Origin of the sequence: Cryobacterium sp. MDB2-A-1 (assembly GCF_004402675.1) — a bacterium.
In the GTDB taxonomy this organism is placed as follows: domain Bacteria; phylum Actinomycetota; class Actinomycetes; order Actinomycetales; family Microbacteriaceae; genus Cryobacterium; species Cryobacterium glucosi.
In genome coordinates this window covers 52,719-78,005 of the sequence record NZ_SOFK01000010.1, presented here as the reverse complement: position 1 = coordinate 78,005, position 25,287 = coordinate 52,719, and the positions used below count along the sequence as shown (strand labels likewise).

Genomic DNA, 25,287 nt, shown 5'->3' with positions numbered 1-25,287 from the left:
AGGTTACTGGCTGTCGTGACCTCGCGTGCGAAAACGGCCCCGGCGGGCGGAATCGGCCGCTGGCTACACTGGAGGCATGCCAGAGTCGACCGCGTCAGATGCTCCCCGTTCCGTCAATGACCTGAATCCCTTCGTTCCCGCCCCCGCAGGACCCAAGCGGGTGCGGACCCGCCATTTCTCGAACGCGAAACAGCATGGAATCCCGATTACCGGCCTGACCAGCTACGACATGCTCACGGCGCAGATTTTCGACCAGGCCGGGATCGATTTCCTCCTGGTCGGAGACTCGGCGGGGAACAATGTCTTCGGCTACGAGACCACTCTTCCCGTCACCGTCGACGAGCTGATCCCGCTCACCCGTGCAGTCGCCCGCGCCGTCACCCGCGCCCTTGTCGTCGCTGACATGCCCTTCGGCTCCTACGAGACCGGCCAGACGGAGGCCCTCCACACCGCGGTGCGGTTCATGAAGGAAGCACAGGCCCACGCGGTCAAGCTCGAGGGCGGGGTGCGCAGCCACAAGCAGATCAAGAGAATCGTGACGAGCGGTATCCCCGTGATGGCCCACATCGGTTTCACACCGCAGAGCGAACACGGTCTCGGCGGCCACATCATTCAGGGCCGCGGCGACGCCGCGGAGAAACTCCTCGAAGACGCCCTCGCCGTGCAGGACGCCGGCGCGTTCGCCGTCGTCCTCGAGATGGTTCCGGCGACCGTGGCCGCGGAGGTCACCAGCAAGCTCGAGATCCCGACGATCGGTGTCGGGGCAGGACCAGACGTCGACGGCCAGCTACTGGTCTGGACAGACTTCGCCGGCATGACCGAGGGCCGCGTGCCGCGTTTCGTGCGGCAGTACGCCAACGTGCGCAGCGTCCTCACGGATGCCGTGCACCAGTTCAAGTCAGACGTCGAGAGCGGCGTGTACCCCGGGCCGGAACACAGCTACGAATAGCTGTCAGCGGTCCTCCGCAGCGTCCTCCGCCGACCATTTCGCGCTGTTCGCGCGGAGCTTCTCCAGTGCGTGGGCTGCCTCGTCGCGGGTGGCGAACGGCCCGACCCGATCGACGGCGAGAGAGACCATTCCCTCCTCGACGGCGCCCGTGCGCAGGTTGTACCAGAACTGGTGCTCAGTATCTTCGGCCATAAGCTAGATCCTATGCCTAAGGATTCCGCCGGTCACCTCTTGCCAGGCCCGGTATCCCCCATCCGTCCCGTCCCCGCCAGGATCCCCCGTCCGGAATACGTCGGCCACGCCGCACCGGCGCGATTCACCGGTTCCGACGTCTACCCCGCCGCGAAGATTGAACTGATCCGTGAGGCCGGCCGGATCGCCGCGGAGGCGATCGAAGCCGTCGGCCGGGGCATCCGCCCGGGCGTGACCACGGAAGAACTCGACCGGATCGGACACCAATTCCTGATCGAGCATGACGCGTACCCCTCCACGCTCGGCTACCGGGGCTATCCCAAGTCGCTGTGCAGCTCGGTCAACGAGGTCATCTGCCACGGCATCCCCGACACGACGGTCCTCGAAGACGGAGACATCGTCAACATCGACATCACCGCCTTCAAGAACGGCGTCCACGGGGACACCAACGTCACGTTCATCGTCGGGGAGGCGAGCGAAGCGGTGACGCTCCTCGTCGAACGCACGAAGGAGGCCCTCGCCCGCGGTATCAAGGCCGTCGCCCCCGGGCGTCAGGTCAACGTGATCGGCCGGACCATCGAGTCATACGCCAAGCGGTTCGGCTACGGCGTCGTTCGGGACTTCACCGGCCACGGGGTCGGCGAGGCCTTCCACTCCGGCCTGATCGTCCCCCACTACGACTCTGCCCCGCAGTACGACACCGTGATGGAGGTCGGCATGGTCTTCACGATCGAGCCGATGCTCACACTCGGCGGCACGGACTGGGACATGTGGGCGGATGACTGGACCGTGACGACCAGGGACAAGAGCATCACCGCCCAGTTCGAGCACACCCTTGTCGTGACCGAACGCGGCGCAGAGGTCTTGACCCTCCCCTAGACGGTAGGTTTTCTACTATGAGTTCTCAGACGGCCATCGGCATCGACATCGGCGGGACCGGCATCAAGGGGGCACTCGTCGATCTTGCGACGGGCGCGCTGCTGACCGACCGCGTCAAGCTCCCCACGCCCAAGGGCGGGCGCCCTGCCGACATCGTCGAGACGACCCGCGTCATCCTCGAAAGGGTCAGTGCCATTGCTGGCGTGACGGATGTCCCCGTCGGCATCTGCTTCCCCGCGATCGTCAGGCACGGACGGACGATGTCGGCCGCCAACGTGTCCAAGAAATGGATCGGCCTCGAGGCCGCGGCCCTGTTCGCAAGGAGCCTCGGCGCACCCATCACGTTCGTGAACGACGCGGATGCCGCGGGGTACGCCGAATCCCAGTTCGGTGCCGCGCAGGGGGTGGAGGGCGTGGTGATCCTGACCACCCTCGGCACCGGCATCGGCACGGCGCTCCTGAACGACGGGGTGCTCGTTCCCAACACCGAACTCGGTCACCTGCAGATCGACGGAGTCGACTACGAGACCCGCGCCTCGTACTCCGCGCGGGAACGGGAGAATCTCTCCTGGTCGGCCTGGGCGGCACGCCTGCAGAAGTACTACTCCACGCTCGAGGCGCTCTTCTCCCCCGACCTGTTCGTCGTCGGCGGCGGCGTCTCCAAGCACCACGACGATTTCCTGCCCCTGCTCGCGCTGCACACGCCGATCGTCCCGGCCGTGCACAAGAACAACGCCGGCATTCTCGGGGCTGCGGCCCTCGCCGTGAAAGACCTGGACTAGACCAGGACCGGTCTCGTCCCGTGGTCGGGTGACGGCACCCCGTGGGGGAAGCGGCCCCAACGGGGAAAAGGGGAATGGGCCGGCTGGTACGCCGGGTTCTGTCCCGGTTTTCACCGGGGACGGCCATCTATCTCGGGACTACGTTGCCGCAGCCCTCTAGCGGTCTACCCGGAAACTCGGCGAGCCGCCTTAACGTTTCCTGTGTGACCTTGCTCCGGACGAGGTTTACCGAGCCGACCAGGTCACCCTGGCCTCTGGTGGTCTCTTACACCACCGTTTCACCCTTACCACCGAAAAACGGTGGCGGTCTACTTTCTGTGGCACTGTCTCGCGGGTTACCCCGGGTGGGTGTTACCCACCGCCCTGCTCTGTGGAGCCCGGACGTTCCTCGGCAGCCGCTCCCCCGAAGGGAACCGGCTGACGCGGCCGTCTTGCCGACCCATTCTTCCTCCCAGACTACAGGATCAGATTCCGGACTCCTCCGTGCGCACAAGGATCGCACCACAATCCGGGCAGAACAGCACCTCGTCGGCCGCAGACGACCGCACGGACTCGAGGTCGCTTCCGGTGAGGGTGATGGTGCATCCGCTGCAGGTGCGCTGGCGCAACAGCGCGGCAGCGTTCCCGTGGCCGCTCACGAAGAGCTTCTCGTAGAGGCTCGCGAGATCCGGCGCGATCGTCCCTGCGATCACGGCCCGGTCGCGGCGGAGTTCCTCGAGCTGGCGGTGCAGGGTGGCGAGGTCGGCGTCGCGTGAGGTCTCGGTCTCCTCGACTCGGGCGGCCAGCGCGTCCCGTTCCGCTTCGACGACCGCAACAGCGGATTCACGTTCCTCGAGGCGCTCCATCACGGCGATCTCGATCTCTTCGAGGGCGAGCAGCCGTTTGCGGAGTGCGGCGAGTTCGGTGTCGAGCGCCTGGACGTCCTTGACCGAACTCGTCGTCTGCAGGCGTTCGTCGTCGCGCTTGATGCGCTTCTCGACGACCTCGACGTCGGACTCGATCCGGTTCAGTTCGAGACGAACGTCCTCGACTTCTCCGTGGAGAGTCGTGAGGTTCATCCGGGTCTTGTCCGCGGTTCCGGCGAGTGCGGTGAGTTCGGCGTGCTGGGCGAGCGCCCTGGTCTGGTGGTCGACCTGCTGGAGCCTGATGTCGAGAGCCTGGAGCCGGAGCAGTTCCTTCTGCTCGATGGGGGATGCCTTCACTTGAGTCCTGACCTTCACGGGTATTGAGTTCGACCGGCCCGGTGGCCGGATACTGTCGGTGGGGTTGTGCAGGTTACTGCACGATGACGAAGTCCCACGGGTCCGTGCGCAGATCGCTCACGTCCACCCGTAGTCCCGGAAAAGCGTTCCGCAACGCGTCGGCGGCGGTGTCGAGCCACAACCACTCGCTCGCCCAGTGTGACACGTCGATCAGCGCCGGTGTGTTTCCGTCGAGCAGCGCCTGTTCCCTCGCCTCGGAGGCCGGGTGATGACGGAGGTCGGCGGTGATGTAGACATCCGCGGCCAGCACTGCCGGAACCCTGAGCAGGGAGTCCCCCGCTCCACCGCAGAGCGCGACAGAGCGAACCGGTGCGGTGTACTCCCCCGAGACGCGGATCCCGGAGGCTGTCGCGGGCAGGATCGTCGCGAGGCGCCGGGCGAGCTGGCCGAGTGTGGTCGGAGTCCCGAGCAGCCCGACCCGCCCGATACCGGTCCCTGGCACGGTTCCCGCGGTGATCGGCTGGGCGTCCACGAGTCCGAGTCGCGACGCGAGGACGTCGGAGACACCGTCGACGACGACATCCGCGTTCGTGTGCGCGGCGAGGAGTGCGCAGTCCGACCGGATCAACCTGGCCAGGAGGGCACCCTTGTACCGGTCCTCTGCGATGGACGTGACTCCGCGAAGAAGGAGCGGATGGTGGACGAGAAGGAGGTCGGCACCGACCTCGATCGCCTCATGGACGGTGGCGGAGACGGCGTCGACCGCGAGGAGGACGGAATCGACCCGGTTCGACGGGTCGCCGCTCACGAGTCCGGGTGCATCCCACGTCTCCGCACCCGACAACGGCCAGAGCTCGTGGACGGTCCGGGTGATCTCTGCGAGCGAATAGGACACCCCGTCAGCCTACCCGTGCGCTACGCCGGCCATTCTCAGGGCGCCGACTCGCAGGCGCCGGTCTCACGACACCCACCCGGCGACCCGTGGACTCACCCCGCGGACGCCGGGGTCCTGGCGTTCTCCTGCCTGCGGATCGCCGGAATGCCCGCGAGGAGGGGTGTCGCGAGGCCCAGGGCGAAGACGATCAGGACGCCGGGGTTCGTCGCCGCGAATTCCCCGCCGGGGTCGATGCCGAGTGGTTCAAAGAGGTATCCCTGCCAGGCCGACCAGCCCTCCCCCGGGACGAGAAGCCCCCAGCCGACCACGCTGAAGACGACGAAGGCGGCCAGATTGACCCAGCGCACGTCCGCATACGCTCCACCGCGCTTCAGGAGGCTGCGGGTGTCGTACCGATTGGCGCGCACGAACGTCTCGGCGGAGAACAGCCCCGACCAGGCCGCGACCGGGATCGCGAGGGTCAGTGGCACGGTGAGGAACGCCGCCCGGACACCCAACCCACCGGACGGCAGGAGGAGCAGTGCCGCGCCCATCGCCGTGAGAGCGACTCCCGCGGCCCGAGGGAGCCCGGAGGACAGCGCCGCGGCCGCCAGGCCGCCCGAGTACAACGTCAGGATCAGTGCGGAGAGCACGGTGACCGTTCCGAGCAGAAGCAACGGCCATTCGAGACCGGCGGGCAGGAGCGCGGCGAGCGTTCCGACCGGGTCGACGGCGAGGTCTGCTCCCCGCTGGCCCTGGGACGAGACGAGCAGTGCCCCCCAGGAGGCGAGGACGAGGGCAGGTACCCCGACCCCCGCGAGGAGCCAGAGAACCGCATTCGATCCGGAACCGGACCTGCCCTGATAGCGTGCAAGGTCTGCGCCGCTCGACGCCCAGGCGAGTCCCAGGTAGGCGAACACGAGGGTGACCCCGCCGAACACCGTGAAACCGCTTCCATCCGGAACAGTGAGCGCCGAGCCCACGTCGACGAGTCCGGCCGAGAGCACCATCACCGCGATCACCAGGGCGGCACCTGCGACGGCGAGCACGGCCTGAACGGAGCGGATGAGCGCATAGCCGAAGAGCGCGACCACGGTCGCCACGATCAGGACCGCCAGCGCGGGGACCGGAACGGACCCGTCCCTGGTTCCACCTGCCAGCGTCGGCGGCCTCGTTGCTGCGGTCACGGCCCGGCCCAGGATGGCGAGGAGCAGTGCGCCCCAGGCCATCCGGACAAGCAGGGCGAACACGGTGGGAACGACGTTTCCGATCACGCCGAACGTTGCCCGCGACAGCATGACCATCGACTGCCCGTTGCGCCGACCGGCCAGGGTTCCCAGGCCGAGCGGGATCAGGGAGAGCACGATGCCGAGCACGGTGACGAGTACGACCTGGCGGATGCTGAGTCCGAGGTAGGCGAGGCGCGCACCGACCGCGACGCTGACGACGGATGCCATGACCGCGAACCAGAGACGGAAGACCCGGCTTCCGCGTCCGACCCGGTTCACCACCGGGGTCGGAGCCTGTGCGTAACGCTCGATCGCGAGCCGCGGCTCCTCGGCGAGAGCGGCATCGACGAGGACGATTTCGTCGTCGCTGACCCGTGGACTCGCCACGGGCGCGGCCACCCCCGTCGGTACGTCGTCGGCGTCGTCGGGCAGGTCGTCGTCGACTCCGAAGCCGACGATCTCGGTCGCGGCCGTCCTCGGCGCGCTCCCGTCCAGTGGCGTGATGCCCAGTTCGATCACGGCCGGTGACTCCACCGTGAGCGCGTCGTCGTCAGCCGGGGAGGCGGGTTCGGGCGGAACGGGGCCGTCCTGCCCCCTCGGGTACCTGTCGGACATGCCCCGAGTGTAGCCAGATGCCCGAAATCGCGGCAGGTCTACCAGCCGAGGGTGCCCGGCTCCCCCTTGAACGGCCCGACGACCCGCGAGGTGATCCAACCGCCATAGAAGGATCCGGCCTGCGCGTGGACGACTTCACCGTCGACAGTGCAAAGATCCATCCGCCCCGGATACAGTGCGATCCGGCCCGCGAGCGATTCGAACCCAGGCTCGGGCTCAGGGTAGGTCCAGGCAGCGCCGACGGCACGAGCAGTGCCGGACACGACGGTCAGGTATGACGCGGTTCCCTTGTATTCGCACACCGATCGGCCGTCCGCCGGCACGAGAGAACCGGGGCGGAAGGCATCGCGGGGAAGGTAATACGCCGGCGGGTGGCTCGTCTCGAGCACGCGGACCGCGTTTTCGGTGCGCGCGATCTCGAGCCCACCGAAGCGGATCACCACTTCCTCGGAGACGGGCTCGACCCTGGGCGGGCGCGGGTAGTCCCACACCGATTCCTGGCCGGGACCGGGGACGACCCTGTCCCTGTGTGCGGATGTCATCGGGCCATAGTAGCCCGGCGGTCCGGCGGCGGGCTGGCAGTGCACCCCGGGCGTACACTGCGGGCATGACGGAGAACGTGATCGTTGCGATTGACGGCGGGCCGGCCAGTGCTGCAGCCCTGGATTGGGCGATCACCCGAGCGGTCGGCCGCTCGTCCGCCGAATCGGACGCACAACCGATCGAGCTCGAACTCACGACCGTCGTCGAGCTGGGTTGGTCGCCGCACGACGTCGCCCTCAGCTTCCAGCCTGCCTACGAACGCGCGCTGGCCGCGGCGACCCATGAAGTGGAACGCCGGGCTCCGGGGTGCCGCAGGACGAGCTACATCCGACACGGTGTCCCCGTCGACGAGCTCGTCAGGGCATCCGCTTCTGCGGACCTGATGGTGATCGGCTCGAACAAGACCGGGCTCCTGACCGGCGCCGTCTACGGGACGCTCCCCCTCCGCCTCGCGGCGCACGCGCACTGCCCGGTCGTCGTCGTTCCGGCGACGTGGCGACCGCGGATCGGCCCTGTCGTCGTCGGGTTCGACGACGACCCCGCCGGCACGGAAGCCCTCGACTGGGCTGCCGACGAAGCGGTCAGGCTCGGGCGCGGACTCCGGATCGTGCACTCCTGGTCGATTCCGATGACGGTTGCGATCGACCTCGGCGCGACGGTGCCGTTCGAAGCGCTCCGCGAAGCCAATGCCGAAGCGCTCGCGATCACGGCCCAACGGGTGCGGGACGCCCGTCCAGGACTCGACGTCGTCGAGATCCTCGACACCGGGCCGGCCGCCCCTGTACTCGTCGATGCGTCCGCCGAGGCTGAACTGCTCGTGGTCGGCACGCACGGACGCGGCTCGGTCGGGAGCCTCATCCTGGGCTCGGTGAGCCACGACGTGCTGCTCAACCTGCCCTGCCCGATCGTGGTCATTCCGCGCCGAATCGACGGGACGTCGTCAGGCGGTCAGACGGGACGTCCTCAGTAGTCGAATTCGTCGAACTGGGGAGCATCGAGACCGTCGCCGGTCCAAGCACCCTGGGGCACCGCCATCGGAGCGAGCGCCTTCCTGCGCAGGCCCGCGGTGATGTCGGTATCGACGAGTTCGCGGAAACCGGTCGGGGACGTGACGCTCGTCAACTGGCTCGCCGCGCCGATCAGGAACTGGGCCCTCCCGACCTGGCCGCTGTCGCCGATGACGGGAATGTCGACAACTTCGACCTGGCCTCGGGTACTCAGTCTCTCGGCATACTGCATGACAGCATCGGCAAGGTCACTCCCGGTTACGACGGATCCCCCTGCGTGGAATATGCGCTTCATCGTCTTCCCTCACTGGCTCAGTGAACTGTCCATGTGCAGCCAGGGTCCGGGGCGCAACCCCAGTATATGCAGAACCGGTTCAGAGGCGAAGGGTGCGATCGACGACGGCCGCGGATACTTCGGCGAGCGGCCTGTTGTGGCTCCTGGCGTAGTCACGGAGCATCGTGAACGCCTCGCTCATGTCGACGTCGTGCATGAACGCGATGACGCCCTTGGCCTGTTCGATCACGACGCGGCTGTTGAGCGCGTGCTGGAGCTGTGCGCGAGCGATGTCGCTCTCGCGGATCGCGCGTTCCTGCAGGATTCCGATCGTCGCCGTGTCCGCGAGGGCCTGAACGGTGCGCAGGTCCTCGGCGCCAAGGCCGCCGAGACGGTCCCAGAAGAGATTGAGTGAGCCGATGGTCGTCGCCCGCAGGTGCAGGGGAACGGCGTGCATCGAGAGGAATCCCTGTTCGAGTGCACCCGCACGGAAGAGGGGCCATTTCGGGGCGACGACGTCGAGGTCGGGAATGGCGACAGCGGCACCGGTCGTCACGCACTCGACGCAGGGACCGGCGCCCGCTCGCAGCTGGAGGATTTCGACCAGCCGGGTGCGCTCGTTGGTGGAGGCCACGACCTCGAAGTCTCCGTGACCGGCCGAGAGGATGATACCCACCGCGGACGCTCCGAAGAGGAGCGCGCACCGCTCGACGAGAGTCTGCAGGAGGTCGACGACGTCGTAGCCGACGACGAGCGTGTCGGCCAGCGTGACGAACGTCTCGACGAGCTGACCCTCCCGGGATTGTGTGACCATGTTGTAATCCTAAGGTGCGATAACCGTGGAGAAATCAATTTTCCGGGCGACCACATCGTGTGCGACGGACCGCACCGATCGTCCGTTTGAGAAAGCGTAACCACGGAGGAGCAGCAATGCATCCGTGGCGGAGAGATTCAGCTGGGCAAGGATCATCCCCGTGGCCTGGTGGATCACGCGGCGCGAGAATCCCTCGGCTTCCGGTTGCGTCGGGGCGGCAGGGTTCGGTCCGTCGGCATCCAGTCGCTCCGGATCCTGTTCCACGGAGACGTGGTCTCGAAGCGCCCGGCGCAGCACGACCCGGGCGACGATATCCGCGAGTTCCGTTGCGTCGGCGACAGCCTCCGGCGGCAACGGGCCGGCAACGGACGAGTAGAGGTCGACGGCGCCGATCTCGAGCGTTCCGATGACGAGAGGGAAGGCGAACAGTCCCCCGACCTCCGCGTCGTCGAGTGCCGCGCGGAACATCGGCCAGGCCGGATTCTGCTCGAGGCGGATGTCCGGCGAGAGGACCGGGCGCCGGGTCGCGAGCGCCCGCCAGCACGGTCCCTCGCCGAGATCGAATTGCAGTTCGTCGATCCGGGCGGCGAACGCGTCGCTCGCGCTGATCGTCTCGGTCCCGAAGGGCGCGCCGAGGGTGGAGATCGCTGCTCCATCGATGGGGAGCACTCTCAGGAACGGGGCGCAGAGCTCCGTGCCGGAGTCGTCCCAGGCTTCGAGTTCCCGGGCGGCAGTATCGAATGCCGCACGGCTAACGGGGGACACGGGCCGGGTCCTGTGCCCCGGGGGCATGCCTGTTGCGGCCGACCGGGACATCCACTCGCAGATCACTCCACAGGAGAGCCACTGGCACACACGACCTTTCGGCTCCCGGAGGAGCGACCGGTTCACACGGGAGTCCCGGCAGGACTCACCGAATTACCCCAAGCCTAACCCGCGAGACCAGATCCCGGTCAACCGGGGAATCACTCTCGGACACCCCGAGGTGCTGACCTACTGGTGGGCCCTACCGGGCTCGAACCGATGACATCCACGGTGTAAACGTGGCGCTCTACCAACTGAGCTAAAGGCCCCTGCGTATCGACTTCCGCCGGGGTTGAACCGACACCACTATACCGGTGGGAGCGGCGATCGGGTCACGCGGGCTGGAGTTCGCCGATCGCGGCACGGTATGCGTCGAGCGAACGCGCCTCGCCGGGAGCCGTGATGAAGCTCGCACGGATGATGCCGTCCGGGTCGATCAGGAAGGTTGCGCGGTTCGAGAAACCCTTCTCCTCGAGGAAGACGCCGTATTCCTTGGCGACGGCTCCATGCGGCCAGAAGTCGGCGAGGAGGTTGAATCCGTAGTTCTCCTGCTCTCCCCAGGCGCGCAGCGCGTGCCGGGAATCCACCGAAATACCCAGGAGTTCAACACCACTGTTCTCGAACAGGCTCAGGTTGTCGCGCAGGGTGCACAACTCGCCACTGCAGATTCCCGAGAACGCGAGAGGGAAGAAGACCAATGCCACCGACTTGTCACCGCGATACTGGCTGAGCTGGATGTGCTCGCCGTACTGGTTGACCAATTCGAAGTCGGGTGCCTGGGTGTCATTCTCCAGAGCCATAGTGCGTCCTTTCCTGCGTCAGCCACCAGTGGCAAGCGCCGGAACAGCCTAGCCCCGGGGATGGGGGAAACCTAGACAATTCTTTCGCTGACAGCGTTCGTCGCGTACCGGCCGCGCGTGCGCGGCACACAGCTGGAATCTGTAGGCTGGCGTGGTGCCAGCGGTCCACAGGGACCGCTTTGCGGCACGCCTAACCAGGCACGGTCGCGTATCACACGACCTGCCCGATAGAGAGAGGTCGACTGTGACTGTCAACGACCAGGACCCATACTCGGTGAACAGCACGGATGCGGATCCGGAAGAGACGAAAGAGTGGTCCGAATCTCTGGACGCACTCGTGGCCGCCCAGGGACACGAACGCGGCCGCGAGATCATGCTGAGCCTGCTCAAACGATCCAAGGAACTGCACCTGGGCGTCCCCATGGTGCCCACCACCGACTACATCAACACGATCGCGGCCGGCAACGAGCCGGACTTCCCCGGCGATGAAGACATCGAGCGCCGCTACCGCGCCTGGATCCGCTGGAACGCAGCCGTGCTCGTGCACCGCGCACAGCGACCCGGGATCTCCGTCGGCGGACACATCTCGACATACGCCTCATCCGCCGCCCTCTATGAGGTCGGCTTCAACCACTTCTTCCGCGGCCAGGACCACCCGGGTGGCGGAGACCAGATCTTCATCCAGGGCCACGCCTCCCCCGGCACCTACGCCCGGGCATTCCTCGAGGGCCGCCTGACCGCGAACCAGCTCGACGGCTTCCGCCAGGAGAAGTCGCACGCGCCGCAGGGACTGTCGTCCTACCCGCACCCGCGCCTGATGCCGGAGTTCTGGCAGTTCCCGACGGTGTCGATGGGCCTCGGTCCGATCAACGCCATCTACCAGGCGCAGACCAACCGGTACCTCACCAACCGCGGAATCAAGGACGCCAGCGACCAGCAGGTCTGGGCGTTCCTCGGCGACGGTGAGATGGACGAGGTCGAAAGCCGCGGCCAGCTCCAGGTCGCCGCGAACGAGGGTCTCGACAACCTCAACTTCATCATCAACTGCAACCTGCAGCGCCTCGATGGACCCGTCCGCGGAAACGGAAAGATCATCCAGGAGCTCGAGAGCTTCTTCCGCGGTGCCGGCTGGAACGTCATCAAGGTCGTCTGGGGCCGCGAGTGGGACGACCTCCTGTCCCGCGACGTCGACGGCGCCCTGCTCAACCTGATGAACGTCACCCCCGACGGCGACTACCAGACGTACAAGGCCGAGAGCGGCGCATACGTGCGCGAGAACTTCTTCGGCCGCGACCCGCGCGCCCTGAAGCTCGTCGAGGGCTACACCGACGACGAGATCTGGAACCTCAAGCGTGGCGGCCACGACTACCGCAAGGTCTACGCAGCGTTCAAGGCCGCGTCGGAGCACAAGGGCCAGCCGACCGTCATCCTCGCGAAGACCGTCAAGGGCTACGCCCTCGGCCCGAGCTTCGAGGGCCGCAACGCGACCCACCAGATGAAGAAGTTCACCCTCGAGAACCTGAAGACCTTCCGTGACAGCACCCACATGCCGATCACGGATGCCCAGCTCGAGGAGAACCCCTACCTCCCGCCGTACTACCGTCCGGACGAGAACGACGAGGCGATCCAGTACCTGCACGAACGCCGCCGCGCCCTCGGCGGCTACGTGCCGGAACGCCGGAGCAAGTACACCCAGGTCAACCTCCCGCAGGACTCGACGTACGCGCCGACCCTGAAAGGCTCCGGCACGCAGGAGATCGCCACGACGATGGCGTTCGTCCGTCTGCTCAAGGAGCTCCTGCGCGCCAAGGACTTCGGAAACCGCATCGTCCCGATCATCCCCGACGAGGCCCGCACCTTCGGAATCGACGCGTTCTTCCCGAACGCCAAGATCTACAACCCGAACGGCCAGCAGTACACGTCCGTCGACCACGCCCAGCTGCTCGCGTACAAGGAGAGCCCGCAGGGCCAGATCCTGCACGTCGGCATCAACGAGGCCGGCGCGATGGCCGCGTTCACGAACGTCGGGACCACCTACGCCACCCAGGGTGAGCCGCTCATCCCGATCTACGTGTTCTACTCGATGTTCGGATTCCAGCGCACCGGCGACGCCATGTGGGCCGCCGGCGACCAGATGGCCCGCGGCTTCATGATCGGAGCCACCGCGGGTCGCACGACCCTGACCGGTGAGGGACTGCAGCACGCCGACGGCCACTCGCCGCTCCTCGCATCCACCAACCCTGCCGTCGTGTCCTACGACCCGGCGTACGGGTACGAGATCGCGCACATCGTGCGTTCCGGTCTCGAGCGGATGTACGGCGGCCTGCACGACGACCCGAACGTCATGTACTACATCACCGTGTACAACGAGCCGGCCGTGCAGCCGGCCGAGCCCGACGAGGTCGACGTCGACGGCATCGTGCACGGCATCCACCGGATCAACCACTCGCAGGTCACCGGACCGAAGGCGCAGCTCCTGGCCTCCGGTGTCGCCGTGCCGTGGGCGCTCGAGGCGCAGGCCCTGCTCGCCTCCGACTGGGGAGTCTCGGCCGATGTCTGGTCCGTCACGTCCTGGGCCGAACTGCGCCGCGACGGCATGCGGGCGGAGGAGCACAACTTCCTCAACCCCGACCAGGGCCCGCAGGTGCCGTACGTCACGAAGAAGCTCGCCGGAGCCGCCGGCCCGTTCATCGCGGTCAGCGACTTCATGCACGCCGTGCCCGACCAGATCCGCCAGTTCATCCCCGGTGATTTCGCCACCCTCGGCGCGGACGGCTTCGGCTTCTCGGACACCCGCCCTGCCGCCCGTCGGTTCTTCAAGATCGACGGACCGTCCATGGTCGTTCGCACCCTCGAGATGCTCGCCCGTCGCGGCGAGATCGACAGGGCGGTCGTCGGCCAGGCCATCGAGAAGTACCAGCTGCACGACGTGACCGCGGGCACAACGGGCTCCGCCGGGGGCGAGAGCTAACCCGACCGTGGCCCCGGCACCGAAGACGAAGGAGCAGACGCTCGCCTGGTTGCGCACCATCTCAGGGGAGCTGTCCACGGCGACCCTGAAACGACTCGAGGACACGCTGCCCTGGTACGGCGATATGCCGCCAGGACGGCGGTCCTCGGTCGGGCTGGTGGCCCAGGCGGGCATCACGTCCTTCATCGCGTGGTTCGACGACCCGAAATCCACTCCGTGGATCGCGGCCGACGTCTTCGGTGCCGCCCCGCGGGAGCTGTTGCGCTCGGTGAGCCTGCAGCAGACCCTCCAGCTCATCCGGGTCTCCGTCGAGGTCGTCGAGGAACGCGTCAAGGACGGCGGCGAGATCCTCCGCGAGGCGATCCTGCTCTACTCCCGCGAGATCGCCTTCGGAGCTGCGGATGTCTACGCGCGCGCCGCCGAGGCACGCGGGCTCTGGGACGTGCGGCTCGAGGCCCTCGTGGTCGACTCGATCCTCAGCGGCGAGTACGACGACGAACTGCCGAGCCGGATCGCCGCACTCGGCTGGCACGGCCACGGCGAGGTCTGCGTGCTCGTCGGCACCACCCCGAAGATGCTCGATGTCGACCAGCTGCGCCGCTCCGCGCGGCACATGGCCGCCGACGTGCTGATCGGGGTGCAGGGAAACCGGCTTGTTCTCGTGATCGGTCGCGCGCACCCCGCCTCAGCGGACTCCGAGGACACCGTCGGGACGGCATCCGCCCTGACGTTCATGGAGATCGCGGTGCAACTGGAACCGAGCTTCGGTGCCGGGCACCTCGTGCTCGGACACGAAGTGCCCAACCTCGTCGACGCCTCCAAGAGCGCGAAGGCGGCCCTGGCCGGTTTCGCCGTAGCCAGGTCGTGGCGGAACGCGCCGCGCCCTGTCCAGGCGGACGACCTGCTCCCGGAGCGTGCGCTCGCAGGCGACCCGCTCGCCCGCGCCACCCTCATCCACCGCATCTACCGGCCGCTCCAGGCGCACTCGACCGAACTGCTCACGACGCTGTGGTGCTACCTCGACAACGGCCGCTCGCTCGAAGCGACGGCCAGGGAACTCTTTGTTCACCCCAACACCGTGCGCTACCGCCTGAAGCGCGTCTCCGAGGTCATCGGCTACGACGCGACGGGCGCCCGTGAGGCGCTCATCCTGCAGTCCGCGCTCATCCTCGGCTCGATCAGCGACCACGACGGCTCCACCCGCCGACGCTGACACCCCTCGTTTGACCTGTTTCTGCGGGAAGACACAAACGTTTTCCGGATACTTGGTCGATCATCGACACTCCGCGGCGAATTGAGCTTGGGAGACTAGGGGAATGATTGTTGTCGTCTGTCCCGGACAGGGCTCGCAAACCCCTGGTTTCCTCGTTCCCTGGCTTGAAGACCCCGCCTTCGCCGCCGGACTCGACGCGATGTCCGCCGCGAGCGGACTCGACCTTGTCACCCATGGCACGGTCAGTGACGCCGACACCATCCGTGACACGGCCGTCGCCCAGCCACTGATCGTTGCGTCCGGAATCCTCACCATGCGGGCGCTCTTCGCCGGCGGTCGCCGCGACCGCATCGCGGGGATCGCGGGGCACTCAGTCGGCGAGATCACCGCCGCAGCCGGGGCCGGCATCCTGAACGACGCCGATGCCCTCGGGTTCGTGCGCGAACGCGGCGCGGCGATGGCAGAGGCCGCAGCCCTCGAACCGTCCGGGATGAGCGCCGTGCTCGGCGGCGACGAAGCCGAACTTCTCACGCTCCTCACCGAACTCGGCCTCGAACCGGCCAACTTCAACGGCGGCGGCCAGGTCGTCGTAGCCGGTGCGATCGACGCACTCGCCCGTCTCTCCGCCGCTCCGCCTGCCCGTTCGCGTGTCATCCCCCTTCAGGTCGCCGGTGCATTCCACACCCGGTATATGCAGCCTGCCGTCGCCTCGCTCGCCGCGGTCGCCGCGCGTCTCACCCCCTCGAACCCGACCCTGCCGATCTGGACGAACCGGGACGGCAGCCAGGTCGCCGACGGCGCGCGGTTCGTCGGATATCTCGTCGACCAGGTCTCCTCGCCGGTACGGTGGGACATGTGCATGCAGTCTTTCGAGGCCGCCGGCGTCACCGGAATCATCGAGATCGCGCCAGCCGGCGCCCTCGTCGGCCTTGCGAAGCGTGCACTCAAAGGCGTACCCAGCGTCGCGATCAAGACCCCGGACGATTTGCCCGCCGCGTTTGCACTGATCGACCAGCAGTAAGCCCGACGGAAAGAGACCATGACCAAGCCCACACTCCAGCAGTCGCACGGCCCCGCGTTCACGCGCATCCTGTCGGTCGGTGCCGCCCGCGGTGACCTGACCGTTCCCAACGACGACCTGGTCGGTCCGATCGACTCGTCCGACGAGTGGATCCAGCAGCGTACCGGCATCATCAGCCGCGTCAGGGCCAGCAAGGACGTCCAGGCCGTCGACCTCGCCGTCGTTGCCGCCACCGAGGCCATCGAGAAGTCCGGCATCGACCCGACCCTGATCGACGCCGTCATCGTCGCCACCATCAGCAACGGCCGCCAGACCCCGTCGATGGCCGCCGTCCTCGCCGACAAGGTCGGCGCCAACCCGGCCGCTGCCTACGACATCAACGCCGCCTGTGCCGGTTACGCATATGCCGTGGCCCAGGCCGACGCCCTCATCCGCACCGGTGTCGCTCACTACGCGCTCGTCGTCGGGGCCGAAAAGCTCTCCGACCTCGTTGACCCGACCGACCGCAGCATCTCGTTCCTCCTCGGCGACGGCGCAGGCGCCGTCGTGATCGGTCCGAGCGACTACCCCGGTATCTCGAGCACCGTCTGGGGGTCCGACGGTTCCAAGGCCGGCGCGATCCAGATGAATCACACCCTGCAGGAATACCACCGCGGTGAATCCGAGTGGCCCACGCTCCGCCAGGAGGGCCAGACAGTCTTCCGCTGGGCGGTCTGGGACATGGCCAAGGTCGCCAAGCAGGCCCTCGAGGCCGCCGGCGTGACCAGTGCCGACCTCGCGGCCTTCATCCCGCACCAGGCCAACATGCGCATCATCGACGAGTTCGCGAAGCTGCTCAAGCTCCCCGAGTCCGTCGTCATCGCGCGCGATATCGCCACAACGGGGAACACCTCGTCGGCGTCGATCCCGATCGCCACGCACACCCTGCTTGCCGAACACCCTGAGCTCAGTGGCGGTCTCGCCCTGCAGATCGGCTTCGGAGCCGGACTGGTGTTCGGCGCGCAGGTCGTCGTGCTCCCGTAGTTTTCCCGTACCGCCTCTAAACTGAATCTCGGTCATACGAGACACCCCAAGGAGAAAAAAATGGCATTGTCCACCGAAGAAGTACTGTCCGGCCTCGCTGAGCTCATCAATGATGAGACCGGCATTGCGGCTGACACGGTTGAGATGGGTAAGTCGTTCACCGACGACCTCGACATCGATTCCATCTCGATGATGACCATTGTCGTCAACGCAGAAGAGAAGTTCGACGTGAAGATCCCCGACGAAGAGGTCAAGAACCTTAAGACCGTCGGCGACGCCGTCGACTTCATCGTCAAGGCCCAGGACTAAAACTAACGAGCCCAGGCCGGCCGGCATCGCCGACCGGCCTGGGCTGTGGGCTCCGCCCGCCGTTTTGATGTACCACGGAGAGTTGCATATGACCAAGAAGATCGTTATCACCGGAATCGGTGCGACCTCCCCTCTCGGAGGCACTGCCGCCGAGACCTGGGCTGCGCTGTTGAGCGGCGAGTCCGGCGCCACCACCCTCGAGCAGGAATGGGTCGCACGCACCCAGCTGCCGATCACCTTCGCCGCGCAGGCGCGGGTCCCCGCCAGCGAGGTCCTCGCCAGGCACGAGATCAAGCGTCTCGACCCCTCGAGCCAGTTCGCGCTGATCGCCGGCCGCGAGGCCTGGGCGGATGCCGGATCTCCCGAGGTCGAAGCCGACCGGCTCGCCGTCGACTGGGCCACCGGCATCGGCGGCGTGTGGACCCTCCTCGACGCCTGGGACACCCTGCGCGAACGCGGCCCACGCCGCGTGCTGCCGATGACCGTCCCGATGCTGATGCCGAACGGTCCCGCCGCGGCAATCGGCATGGACCTGCACGCCCGCGCCGGTATCACGACCGTCGTCTCCGCCTGCGCGTCGAGCACCGAGTCCCTCGTCAACGCCTATGACCGGCTGCAGGCCGGCCGCGCGGACGTCGTCATCGCCGGTGGCTCGGAAGCCGCGATCCACCCACTGCCGATCGCGTCGTTCGCGGCGATGCAGGCGTTGTCCAAGCGGAACGACGACCCGGCCCATGCCTCACGCCCGTACGACGTGTCACGCGACGGCTTCGTGCTCGGCGAGGGTGCAGCAGCACTCGTCGTCGAAACCGAAGAACACGCCAAGGCCCGCGGTGCGCACATCTACGCCGAACTGCTCGGCGGTGCCGTCACGAGTGACGCGTACCACATCACGGCTCCCGACCCCGAGGGATCGGCGGCCGCCCGGGCCATGGTCACCGCCATCCGCAACGCGGGTGCCGATCTCAGTGATGTCGCCCACATCAATGCGCATGCGACAAGCACGCCAGTCGGGGACATCGCTGAGTACAACGCACTCCGTCGCGTGTTCGGCGACCTGCTCGAGGGCATCCCCGTTTCCGCGACGAAGGCATCCACCGGGCACCTGCTCGGTGGTGCAGGTGCGATCGAGGCGTTCTTCACCGTGATGGCGCTCTCGACGCGGACCGCCCCGCCGACGATCAACCTCGTCGAGCAGGACCCGGCCATTCCGCTCGACGTCGTGACCTCACCGCGCACCCTGCCCGGCGGCAACCTGCTCGCGATCAGCAACTCGTTCGGATTCGGCGGCCACAACGCCGTCGTGGCCTTCCGCTCGGTCTAGTCGACAAGCTCGGTCCCTTCGGACGTCTATCAGTAACAGGCTCGACCCCCCGGGGTCGGGCCTGTTCTCGTTTCCGCCTTTTCTCGTTTCCGCCAGGTGTCTCTTTCCCCGGCCTTGTGCGAATCAGGACTGTCAGCCGACCTTGTGCAGCCAGACCACGGAATTGAAGTCGCTCGCGTGCCTGAAGGGTTCGAGTTCGTCGTCCCAGGCCTGCCCGAGGGCGAGGCGCAGTTCGCGATGCAGTTCGACGGCGTTCGCGCCGGCGGATTCCATGGCGTAGCGAATCCGGTCTTCCGGGATCACGATGTTCCCGACGGTGTCGGTCTGGGCGAAGAAAATGCCGAGCTCCGGCGTGTGCAGCCACCGCCCGCCATCGACGCCGAACCCGGCGTCCTCGGTCACTTCGAAGCGCAAGTGGTCCCATCCGAGCAGCGCGGATGCGAGGCACGCGCCGGTCCCTGGTGCGCCCTCCCAGTGGTATTCGGCGCGCTGGGAACCCGTGAGCACCGGCTGATCGGACCAGTCGAAGTTGACGGCCTCGCCGAGGGCGCGACCGACCGCCCACTCCACATGCGGGCTGAGTGCCCGTGGCGACGAATGCACCAAAAGCACCCCTCGCGCAGTTGGTGGCCGGCGCGCAGGTATTGCTGTCATCGATTTTCTCCGTTCTGTGAGGTGCGTCTTCCCCAACGACCTCAGAACTGCGGATTCAATACGATGCAAGCGAGTGTGAACTTGTCGCTACGACGGAATTGCTGCCGTCTCCTTGGATTATGCCTCAGCCGCCTGTGGGTATTCAAGGAAGATCGGGTTATTTGATCCCACCAGTTCAACCGGTTCCCGCGCGTTTTCCCGTGGACCGGTTCGCTATACTCGGTATAGCTATCTCTCGCTTCGGAGGCCCGGTGTCGGTACGCAGTTGTCTGCTTGTGATCCTGTCGATCGGTCCGGCATACGGATTCCAGCTTCACGCTGAACTCAGTTCCCGTACGGCCGGTCGCCGGAACGTGAACGCCGGCCAGGTCTACGGCACTCTCGAGCGACTCGTGAAACAGGGAGTCGTGGAATCGGCAGGGACCACTGACGACGGACTCCCCCTATACCGGGCGACCTCGTCCGGATTGAGCGAAGCATCTGCCTGGCTGACCGCGACGGAGAGCGCCGTCGGCGAGGAGTGGAACGACCTCGTCGACCGGGTGCTGCTCGCGTCGTCACTCCCTGATACGGACGTTCTCGGCATCATCGCCCGCTATCGCACGCACTGGGAGTCCGACCTTGCGGACTCCGGTCCCGGCGCAGGAAGCGACTCCACCGTCGCCGGGGCGCACGGCGGGGAGCTCCGGCCGGGCGCCGGGCAGGACCTGCTCGGCGCGGGGGCGCGGCATGCCCTCGCGACCGCGGCACTGGCCTGGCTCGAGAGCACGGAGCGCACGCTGGCCGCCGCCCCAGGCGAGTTCGGGCACGGTCTCAATCTTCAGAAGCCACGGCGCGGCCGGCGGCCGGCGGTGGCAGCATAGCTCGATCACGGCGTCCAGTCCGGAAGAAGTATGAGACGCAGCCCGTGGACGATGCAGCCCGTGGACGACTTCGCCGAAAGTCGAGACGATCGGTTCAGTCGTGCAGCGGCGTGCCGTCCGTGGCCAGGACCATGCGCTCGCCGGCCTCGATCGGGATGGTGAGTCGGTTCTGGGCAGGTGCGATCGGGCAGTTAAAGTTGTAGCTGAAGGCGCACGGCGGCAGGTAGGCCCGGTTGAAGTCGAGGCGAATCGTTCCGTCGCCCTCCGGTGAGACGCGCAGGAATCGGCCGACGCTGTAGGTGCTGACCCCGTTGGTCGCGTCGGCGAACACGAGGAGCAGGCTCGGCCCGTCCTCGAAGGCAACGAGGTTGTAGTCGATGCCATCCCTGGTGAAGGTGATCTCGCCGGGCAGGGCGCGCTGGCGGGTCCGTCCCTCATCCTGCAGGTGTGCGATGCTGACCTCACCCCGCCCGGGGATCGGCGTGAACGTCGCCTCGACCACCCAGTCCGGATCGTAGCGGAATGCATCGATCCGGCCGAAATCGCGGATTCCCTCGGAGGCGGCGTCCCAGACCCGGAGGGCATACCCGCCGTCTTCGCCGGCGATCACCGTTCCCGTGAGCGTGTCGCTGAAGCGGATGCTCGAGGGCTGCATCGCGTCGAGTCCGGCCACGAGCACCGATCCGTCGACCACGTCACCGTCGACGGTGATCCCCTCGCTCGCTGCCGCTGTCAGCGCGAGCCCGGACACCCCAGCGGGGAGCGGCGCCCAGAGCCCGGGGACGCCCCAGACCGGCTGGCCGACCGCGGGGTCACCGGTGATCCACTGGGTGTTCACGAGGGCGAGGTTGCCGCGCGGGCCGACGACCGCGCGGGAGCGTGCGTCCCGGAATTCGGCGAGCTGTGCGAGTGCGGCGTCCGTCCGGTCCTGGTCTGTGCTGCCCTGCTCTACCTGCTGTGTCATGCCTGCGCCATCCCGTCGTGTGAGTGTCTTCAGTGCAACGGTCACGGGCCCGGGTTTATTGCCGCGGCGGGCGCTATTTCGCGTCGCCGTAGTTGTCGACGGTGGCGACGGTCAGCAGGAAATCGACAGGGAAGGTGCCGAACAGGTGCCTCCCCGCCGTGGCCGCGGCATCTTCGATAATGGTCGCGACCCTGGCCGCCAGATGCTCCGGGGTATGCACGATGACCTCGTCGTGGAGGAAGAACACCAGGTGCGGGATATCGGCGAACACGACACCGCCCCGACCGGAACGGGACCCGGAAGAAGACCCGGAAGGAGCCCGGGAAGGAGACCGGGGCTCCAACCCGGATCCGGCATCTGCGCCGACGTCCGACGCCAGTCTCCGGAGTTCCCGCCGGATTTCCGCCATCCAGCACAACGCCCACTCGGCCGCACTCCCCTGCACCACGAAGTTGCGCGTGAAACGACCCCAGTCCCTGGCCTGGGTGCGCGCCCTCCGCTCATCGGCATCGCCGGCTCCCTCCGACGAAGCCAGAGACTGCGCGGCATACCATTCTTCTCCGGGAGGCGGCGAGGACCGGCCCAGCCTGGTCGTGACCTGGTCGCCGCGCTCGCCTGCGCGCGCGGCTGTCTCGGTCAACGCGAGTGCCCGCGGATACGCCCGCGCGAGCCGGGGCAGCAACCGCCCGCTCTCCCCCGTCGTCGCACCGTACATCGCGCCGAGCATGGCCACCTTGGCGTGGGCGCGGGTCTCGACGACGCCGCTCGCGACGATGCCGGCGTAGAGGTCCGTGCCACGGCCGGCATCCGCCATGGCCGTGTCGCTCGAGAGCGCCGCGAGGATGCGCGGTTCCAGCTGGGCGGCATCCGCGACGACGAGCTTCCAGCCCGAGTCCGCGACAACAGCACCGCGCACCTGCTTGGGCAGTTGCAGGGCTCCCCCGCCCCGGGTCGCCCACCGGCCGGTCACGACGCCGCCCGGCAGGTACTCCGGGTGGAAGCGACCGTCGACGATCCAGGTGTCCATCCAGTACCAGCCGTTGGCGCTCAGCAGCCGGGCGAGCTTCTTGTACTCGAGCAGGGGCTCGATCACGGGATGGTCGAGCTCCTTGAGTTCCCAGGCCCGGGTCGAGGTCACGGCGAGTCCGGCCCGGCGCAGGGCGCGGGTGAGCTCGGGCGGGGAGTCCGGGTTGACGAGGGGGTCTCCGAGTGCCAGGCGGATGCGTCCGACCAGTTTTTCGAGGAGCGCCGGCCGGATCCCGGGGCCGACCCTCGGACCGAGGACCCTGGTCAGCAGCTCGTCGTGCACGTCGGTGCGCCAGGGCAGTCCGGCGAAGCGCATCTCGGCGGCGATGAGCGCGCCGGCGGACTCCGCGGCGAGCAGCAGGCGCAGCCGCCCCGGCTCCTCGCTCTCGGCGACGGCCGTGAGCTGGCGCCGGAACTCGGCACCGGCGTCCGTGAAGCCCGCGTCCGCTTCTCCGGCGGGATCGATGTCCTCTCCGAGCAGTTCGAAAAGCGTGGCTCCGGGATCGCGGGTCTCCGCGACGATGGCGAGGGCGGCATCCCACCGGCTCGGTGCCGCCGTTGCGAGGTCGCTCGCGGCGGTGAGGACGGAGTGGCGCAGGATCGCGTGGCAGAGCCGCAGGTCGTGGGCACGTTCGACGCGGACGCCGGCCTCGAGCAGGACCGGGTAGATGCTCGCGGTGTCCTCCCAGAGCCAGCGCGGCGACCCGGGTTCCTCCTGGAGCACATACCCGGGGAAGTCGTCCGCCGACACCGGGCGGGCGGCACCGAGAGTCACACCCCCGGCGTTCAGCACCTCGACGAGGAACTCCCCGTTCCCCCTTCGACCGACCAGTATGTACACGCCTTCCATTCTGCCAGCGCGCACCGACGACCCTCGCTGCGACGAGCGACCGCGCACATTGCACGGGAGCGCGCACCAGCGCAGAGAAACCGTTAGGTTCCGCCGGTGCGCCGTATGGATACCGTGAGGACCCCATTCTCCGCCCCGAATCCGGCGTAATCCTGTGGAGTACCCCGGTTCCGACCCCGGGATACCCGCGCCTGCACCGGCGCGGTCACCGTGTGGATGGAGTTCTCCTGTGCCCGACCTCGTGCTTGACATCGTCTACGTTCTCGGCGTGATCGCCGTGTTCGCCCTGATCGGCCTCGTGGCCAAGGGAGTCGAGAAACTGTGATCGTCTTCGACCTGCTCGGCGCCCTCCTCGCCGTCGCGGCCCTGGCCTACCTCGTGCTCGCGCTCGTGAAGCCGGAAAGGTTCTGATGGACCTCTGGTTCGCCGTTCTCCAGGCGCTCACCCTTGCGCTTGTCCTCGCCCTCATCTATCGCCCCCTGGGCGACTACATGGCGGCGTTCTACCAGTCGCCGCGTGACAACCGGGTCGAGCGCGGCTTCTATCGCCTGGTCGGGGTCAATCCCCGGTCGCAGCAGACCTGGCAGTCCTACCTGCGCAGCGTGCTCGCCTTTTCCCTCATCGGCGTGCTTTTCGTCTACGTCATTCAGCGAGCCCAGGCGGTACTGCCCTATTCCCTGGGCTTTCCGGCCATCCCGTCGGGCCTGTCGTTCAACACGGCCGTCTCATTCGTGACCAACACGAACTGGCAGTCCTATTCACCCGACGTGACCATGGGCTATTCGGTGCAGATGCTCGGCCTCGCCGTGCAGAACTTCGTATCCGCCGCGGTCGGCATCGCCGTTGCGATCGCCCTGGTGCGCGGTTTCGCTCAGCGCCGGACCGGCACGATCGGCAATTTCTGGGTCGACCTGACCCGCGGGGTACTGCGCCTGCTGCTCCCTGTGGCGATTCTCGCCGCGCTCGTCCTCCTCGCCGGCGGCGTCATCCAGAACCTCACCGGCTTCACGGACGTCACCACGATCACGGGCGCCACCCAGTCCATACCGGGCGGGCCGGTGGCCTCGCAGGAGGCGATCAAGATGTTCGGCACGAACGGCGGCGGATTCTTCAACGCGAACTCGGCGCATCCGTTCGAAAACCCGACCGCGTGGACGAGCATGTTCCAGATCGTTCTCATGCTCGCGATCCCGTTCAGCCTGCCCCGCACCTTCGGCACGATCGTCGGCGACAAACGACAGGGCTATGCCATTCTCGGAGCGATGGCCGCCATCTTCGTGGTCTCCCTCACCGCGCTCACCCTCTTCGAGCTCGGCGGTGCCGGAACGGCCCCACTCGCAGCGGGTGGCGCCATGGAGGGCAAGGAACAGCGCTTCGGCATTATCGGGTCCGCCATCTTCGGGACGGCGTCGACCCTCACCTCGACCGGTGCCGTGAACTCGATGCACGACTCCTTCACGGCCCTCGGGGGCCTGATGCCGATGCTCAACATGATGCTCGGCGAGGTCGCCCCCGGCGGCACGGGGTCCGGGCTCTACGGAATGCTCATCCTCGCCGTGATCACGGTCTTCATCGCCGGCCTGCTCGTCGGCCGCACTCCCGAATACCTCGGCAAGAAGATCGGCCCGCGCGAGATCAAGATCGCCAGCCTCTACATCCTGGTGACCCCGACCCTCGTCCTCGCCGGAACGGCCCTGAGTTTCGCGATCCCCGCCGTGCGAGCGGATGTCGAGGGCACCTCCATCTGGAACCCCGGGCTGCACGGTCTCTCCGAAGTGCTCTACGCCTTCACCTCCGCGGCCAACAACAATGGTTCCGCCTTTGCGGGACTGACGGCCAACACGCCGTGGTTCAACACGGCGCTGGGCGTTGCCATGCTCCTCGGCCGTTTCCTGCCGATCGTCCTCGTGCTCGCCCTCGCCGGAGCCCTCTCCGCCCAGGACACCGTTCCTGCGACGCGCGGCACCCTGCCGACCCACCGCATGCAGTTCGTCGGGCTGCTCGTCGGCGTGACGGTCATCATCACGGCGCTCACGTACTTCCCGGTGCTCGCGCTGGGTCCGCTCGCGGAAGGGCTGCAGTAGCCATGACCACCGCCTCCGGCA

The 25,287-nt window shown here is 67.4% G+C and carries 25 protein-coding genes, 1 tRNA gene and 1 other RNA gene; 13 read left to right on the top strand and 14 right to left on the bottom strand.

Translation table 11 applies throughout. From position 1 onward, the window contains the following. Nucleotides 1-76 precede the first annotated feature (76 nt). Nucleotides 77-949 carry a 3-methyl-2-oxobutanoate hydroxymethyltransferase gene (gene panB, locus E3O39_RS01695; protein ID WP_134446490.1) on the top strand — a complete coding sequence of 291 codons (873 nt, stop codon included), beginning with the start codon at nt 77-79 and terminating at the stop codon, nt 947-949. Nucleotides 950-952: 3 nt separating this feature from the next. Here the strand turns inward: panB and E3O39_RS01690 are convergent, their stop codons facing one another. Next, the gene (locus tag E3O39_RS01690) at nt 953-1,141 is read right to left on the bottom strand and encodes an SPOR domain-containing protein (RefSeq protein ID WP_134446489.1); all 189 of its coding nucleotides are present in this window, start codon (nt 1,139-1,141) and stop codon (nt 953-955) included. 12 nt (nt 1,142-1,153) lie between these two features. On the opposite strand from E3O39_RS01690, the gene map reads away from it, so the two are divergent. Both map and ppgK read left to right on the top strand, forming a co-directional pair. Continuing rightward, entirely contained in the window at nt 1,154-2,020 is an 867-nt protein-coding gene (map, locus tag E3O39_RS01685; protein WP_134446488.1) for a type I methionyl aminopeptidase, read from the top strand. Nucleotides 2,021-2,037: 17 nt separating this feature from the next. Further along, complete coding sequence (ppgK, locus tag E3O39_RS01680) at nt 2,038-2,802, top strand: polyphosphate--glucose phosphotransferase (protein WP_134446487.1); 765 nt, start codon at nt 2,038-2,040, stop codon at nt 2,800-2,802. Nucleotides 2,803-2,873: 71 nt separating this feature from the next. Here ppgK and rnpB read toward each other — a convergent pair. The 5 genes from rnpB to E3O39_RS01655 form a co-directional block, all read right to left on the bottom strand. Next, nucleotides 2,874-3,244: RNase P RNA component class A (rnpB, locus tag E3O39_RS01675), an RNA gene on the bottom strand. Nucleotides 3,245-3,266: 22 nt separating this feature from the next. Then, nucleotides 3,267-4,004, bottom strand: coding sequence for a zinc ribbon domain-containing protein (locus tag E3O39_RS01670; protein WP_134446486.1), 738 nt, complete (start codon nt 4,002-4,004; stop codon nt 3,267-3,269). A gap of 73 nt (nt 4,005-4,077) precedes the next feature. Continuing rightward, nucleotides 4,078-4,899: a Nif3-like dinuclear metal center hexameric protein gene (locus E3O39_RS01665; protein WP_134446485.1), complete on the bottom strand. Its 822-nt coding sequence runs from the start codon at nt 4,897-4,899 to the stop codon at nt 4,078-4,080. A 92-nt stretch (nt 4,900-4,991) separates the two neighbouring features. Continuing rightward, entirely contained in the window at nt 4,992-6,722 is a 1,731-nt protein-coding gene (locus E3O39_RS01660; protein WP_134446484.1) for a cytosine permease, read from the bottom strand. Nucleotides 6,723-6,760: 38 nt separating this feature from the next. Next, nucleotides 6,761-7,264: a DUF427 domain-containing protein gene (locus E3O39_RS01655; RefSeq protein WP_134446483.1), complete on the bottom strand. Its 504-nt coding sequence runs from the start codon at nt 7,262-7,264 to the stop codon at nt 6,761-6,763. A 65-nt stretch (nt 7,265-7,329) separates the two neighbouring features. On the opposite strand from E3O39_RS01655, the gene E3O39_RS01650 reads away from it, so the two are divergent. Beyond that, nucleotides 7,330-8,235 (top strand): universal stress protein, encoded by a 906-nt coding sequence (locus E3O39_RS01650; protein ID WP_166787263.1) that lies wholly within the window; start codon nt 7,330-7,332, stop codon nt 8,233-8,235. Here E3O39_RS01650 and E3O39_RS01645 read toward each other — a convergent pair. From E3O39_RS01645 to E3O39_RS01625, 5 genes are all read right to left on the bottom strand, one after another. Next, complete coding sequence (locus E3O39_RS01645; protein ID WP_134446481.1) at nt 8,229-8,567, bottom strand: hypothetical protein; 339 nt, start codon at nt 8,565-8,567, stop codon at nt 8,229-8,231. The genes E3O39_RS01650 and E3O39_RS01645 overlap by 7 nt on opposite strands. 79 nt (nt 8,568-8,646) lie before the next feature. Further along, entirely contained in the window at nt 8,647-9,360 is a 714-nt protein-coding gene (locus tag E3O39_RS01640; protein ID WP_134446480.1) for a GAF and ANTAR domain-containing protein, read from the bottom strand. Nucleotides 9,361-9,369: 9 nt separating this feature from the next. Further along, the gene (locus tag E3O39_RS01635; protein ID WP_241984945.1) at nt 9,370-10,125 is read right to left on the bottom strand and encodes a GAF and ANTAR domain-containing protein; all 756 of its coding nucleotides are present in this window, start codon (nt 10,123-10,125) and stop codon (nt 9,370-9,372) included. Between the two features lie 232 nt (nt 10,126-10,357). Continuing rightward, nucleotides 10,358-10,433: transfer RNA gene (locus tag E3O39_RS01630), tRNA-Val, on the bottom strand. Between the two features lie 63 nt (nt 10,434-10,496). Then, a complete protein-coding gene (locus tag E3O39_RS01625) occupies nt 10,497-10,964 on the bottom strand; it encodes a peroxiredoxin (RefSeq protein WP_134446478.1) in 468 nt (155 codons plus the stop codon). 244 nt (nt 10,965-11,208) lie between these two features. Between E3O39_RS01625 and aceE the strand changes: the two genes are divergently transcribed. From aceE to E3O39_RS01595, 6 genes are all read left to right on the top strand, one after another. After that, a complete protein-coding gene (gene aceE, locus E3O39_RS01620; RefSeq protein ID WP_134446477.1) occupies nt 11,209-13,935 on the top strand; it encodes a pyruvate dehydrogenase (acetyl-transferring), homodimeric type in 2,727 nt (908 codons plus the stop codon). A 7-nt stretch (nt 13,936-13,942) separates the two neighbouring features. Continuing rightward, nucleotides 13,943-15,148, top strand: coding sequence for a CdaR family transcriptional regulator (locus E3O39_RS01615; RefSeq protein ID WP_134446476.1), 1,206 nt, complete (start codon nt 13,943-13,945; stop codon nt 15,146-15,148). Between the two features lie 103 nt (nt 15,149-15,251). Then, nucleotides 15,252-16,169: an ACP S-malonyltransferase gene (locus E3O39_RS01610; protein ID WP_134446475.1), complete on the top strand. Its 918-nt coding sequence runs from the start codon at nt 15,252-15,254 to the stop codon at nt 16,167-16,169. Between the two features lie 18 nt (nt 16,170-16,187). Beyond that, nucleotides 16,188-17,192, top strand: coding sequence for a beta-ketoacyl-ACP synthase III (locus E3O39_RS01605; protein ID WP_134446474.1), 1,005 nt, complete (start codon nt 16,188-16,190; stop codon nt 17,190-17,192). Between the two features lie 60 nt (nt 17,193-17,252). Then, a complete protein-coding gene (locus E3O39_RS01600; protein ID WP_134446473.1) occupies nt 17,253-17,501 on the top strand; it encodes an acyl carrier protein in 249 nt (82 codons plus the stop codon). Nucleotides 17,502-17,589: 88 nt separating this feature from the next. Beyond that, the gene (locus E3O39_RS01595) at nt 17,590-18,825 is read left to right on the top strand and encodes a beta-ketoacyl synthase (protein WP_134446472.1); all 1,236 of its coding nucleotides are present in this window, start codon (nt 17,590-17,592) and stop codon (nt 18,823-18,825) included. A 132-nt stretch (nt 18,826-18,957) separates the two neighbouring features. On the opposite strand, the gene E3O39_RS01590 is transcribed toward E3O39_RS01595, so the two are convergent. Beyond that, entirely contained in the window at nt 18,958-19,479 is a 522-nt protein-coding gene (locus E3O39_RS01590; protein WP_134446471.1) for a DUF3145 domain-containing protein, read from the bottom strand. Nucleotides 19,480-19,730: 251 nt separating this feature from the next. Here E3O39_RS01590 and E3O39_RS01585 point away from each other — a divergent pair, with 251 nt between their 5' ends. Beyond that, complete coding sequence (locus E3O39_RS01585) at nt 19,731-20,342, top strand: PadR family transcriptional regulator (protein ID WP_166787262.1); 612 nt, start codon at nt 19,731-19,733, stop codon at nt 20,340-20,342. A 94-nt stretch (nt 20,343-20,436) separates the two neighbouring features. Here the strand turns inward: E3O39_RS01585 and E3O39_RS01580 are convergent, their stop codons facing one another. Next, nucleotides 20,437-21,306, bottom strand: a complete 870-nt coding sequence (locus E3O39_RS01580) for a DUF1684 domain-containing protein (protein ID WP_134446469.1) — start codon at nt 21,304-21,306, stop codon at nt 20,437-20,439. A 73-nt stretch (nt 21,307-21,379) separates the two neighbouring features. Next, nucleotides 21,380-23,182: a bifunctional 3'-5' exonuclease/DNA polymerase gene (locus E3O39_RS01575; RefSeq protein WP_134446617.1), complete on the bottom strand. Its 1,803-nt coding sequence runs from the start codon at nt 23,180-23,182 to the stop codon at nt 21,380-21,382. Between the two features lie 321 nt (nt 23,183-23,503). Here E3O39_RS01575 and E3O39_RS01570 point away from each other — a divergent pair, with 321 nt between their 5' ends. Together E3O39_RS01570 and kdpA are read left to right on the top strand one after the other, a co-directional pair. Further along, the gene (locus E3O39_RS01570; protein ID WP_134446468.1) at nt 23,504-23,593 is read left to right on the top strand and encodes a potassium-transporting ATPase subunit F; all 90 of its coding nucleotides are present in this window, start codon (nt 23,504-23,506) and stop codon (nt 23,591-23,593) included. After that, nucleotides 23,593-25,266, top strand: a complete 1,674-nt coding sequence (kdpA, locus tag E3O39_RS01565) for a potassium-transporting ATPase subunit KdpA (protein WP_134446467.1) — start codon at nt 23,593-23,595, stop codon at nt 25,264-25,266. Before E3O39_RS01570 ends, kdpA begins: the two co-directional genes overlap by 1 nt. The last annotated feature ends 21 nt before the right edge of the window (nt 25,267-25,287 follow it).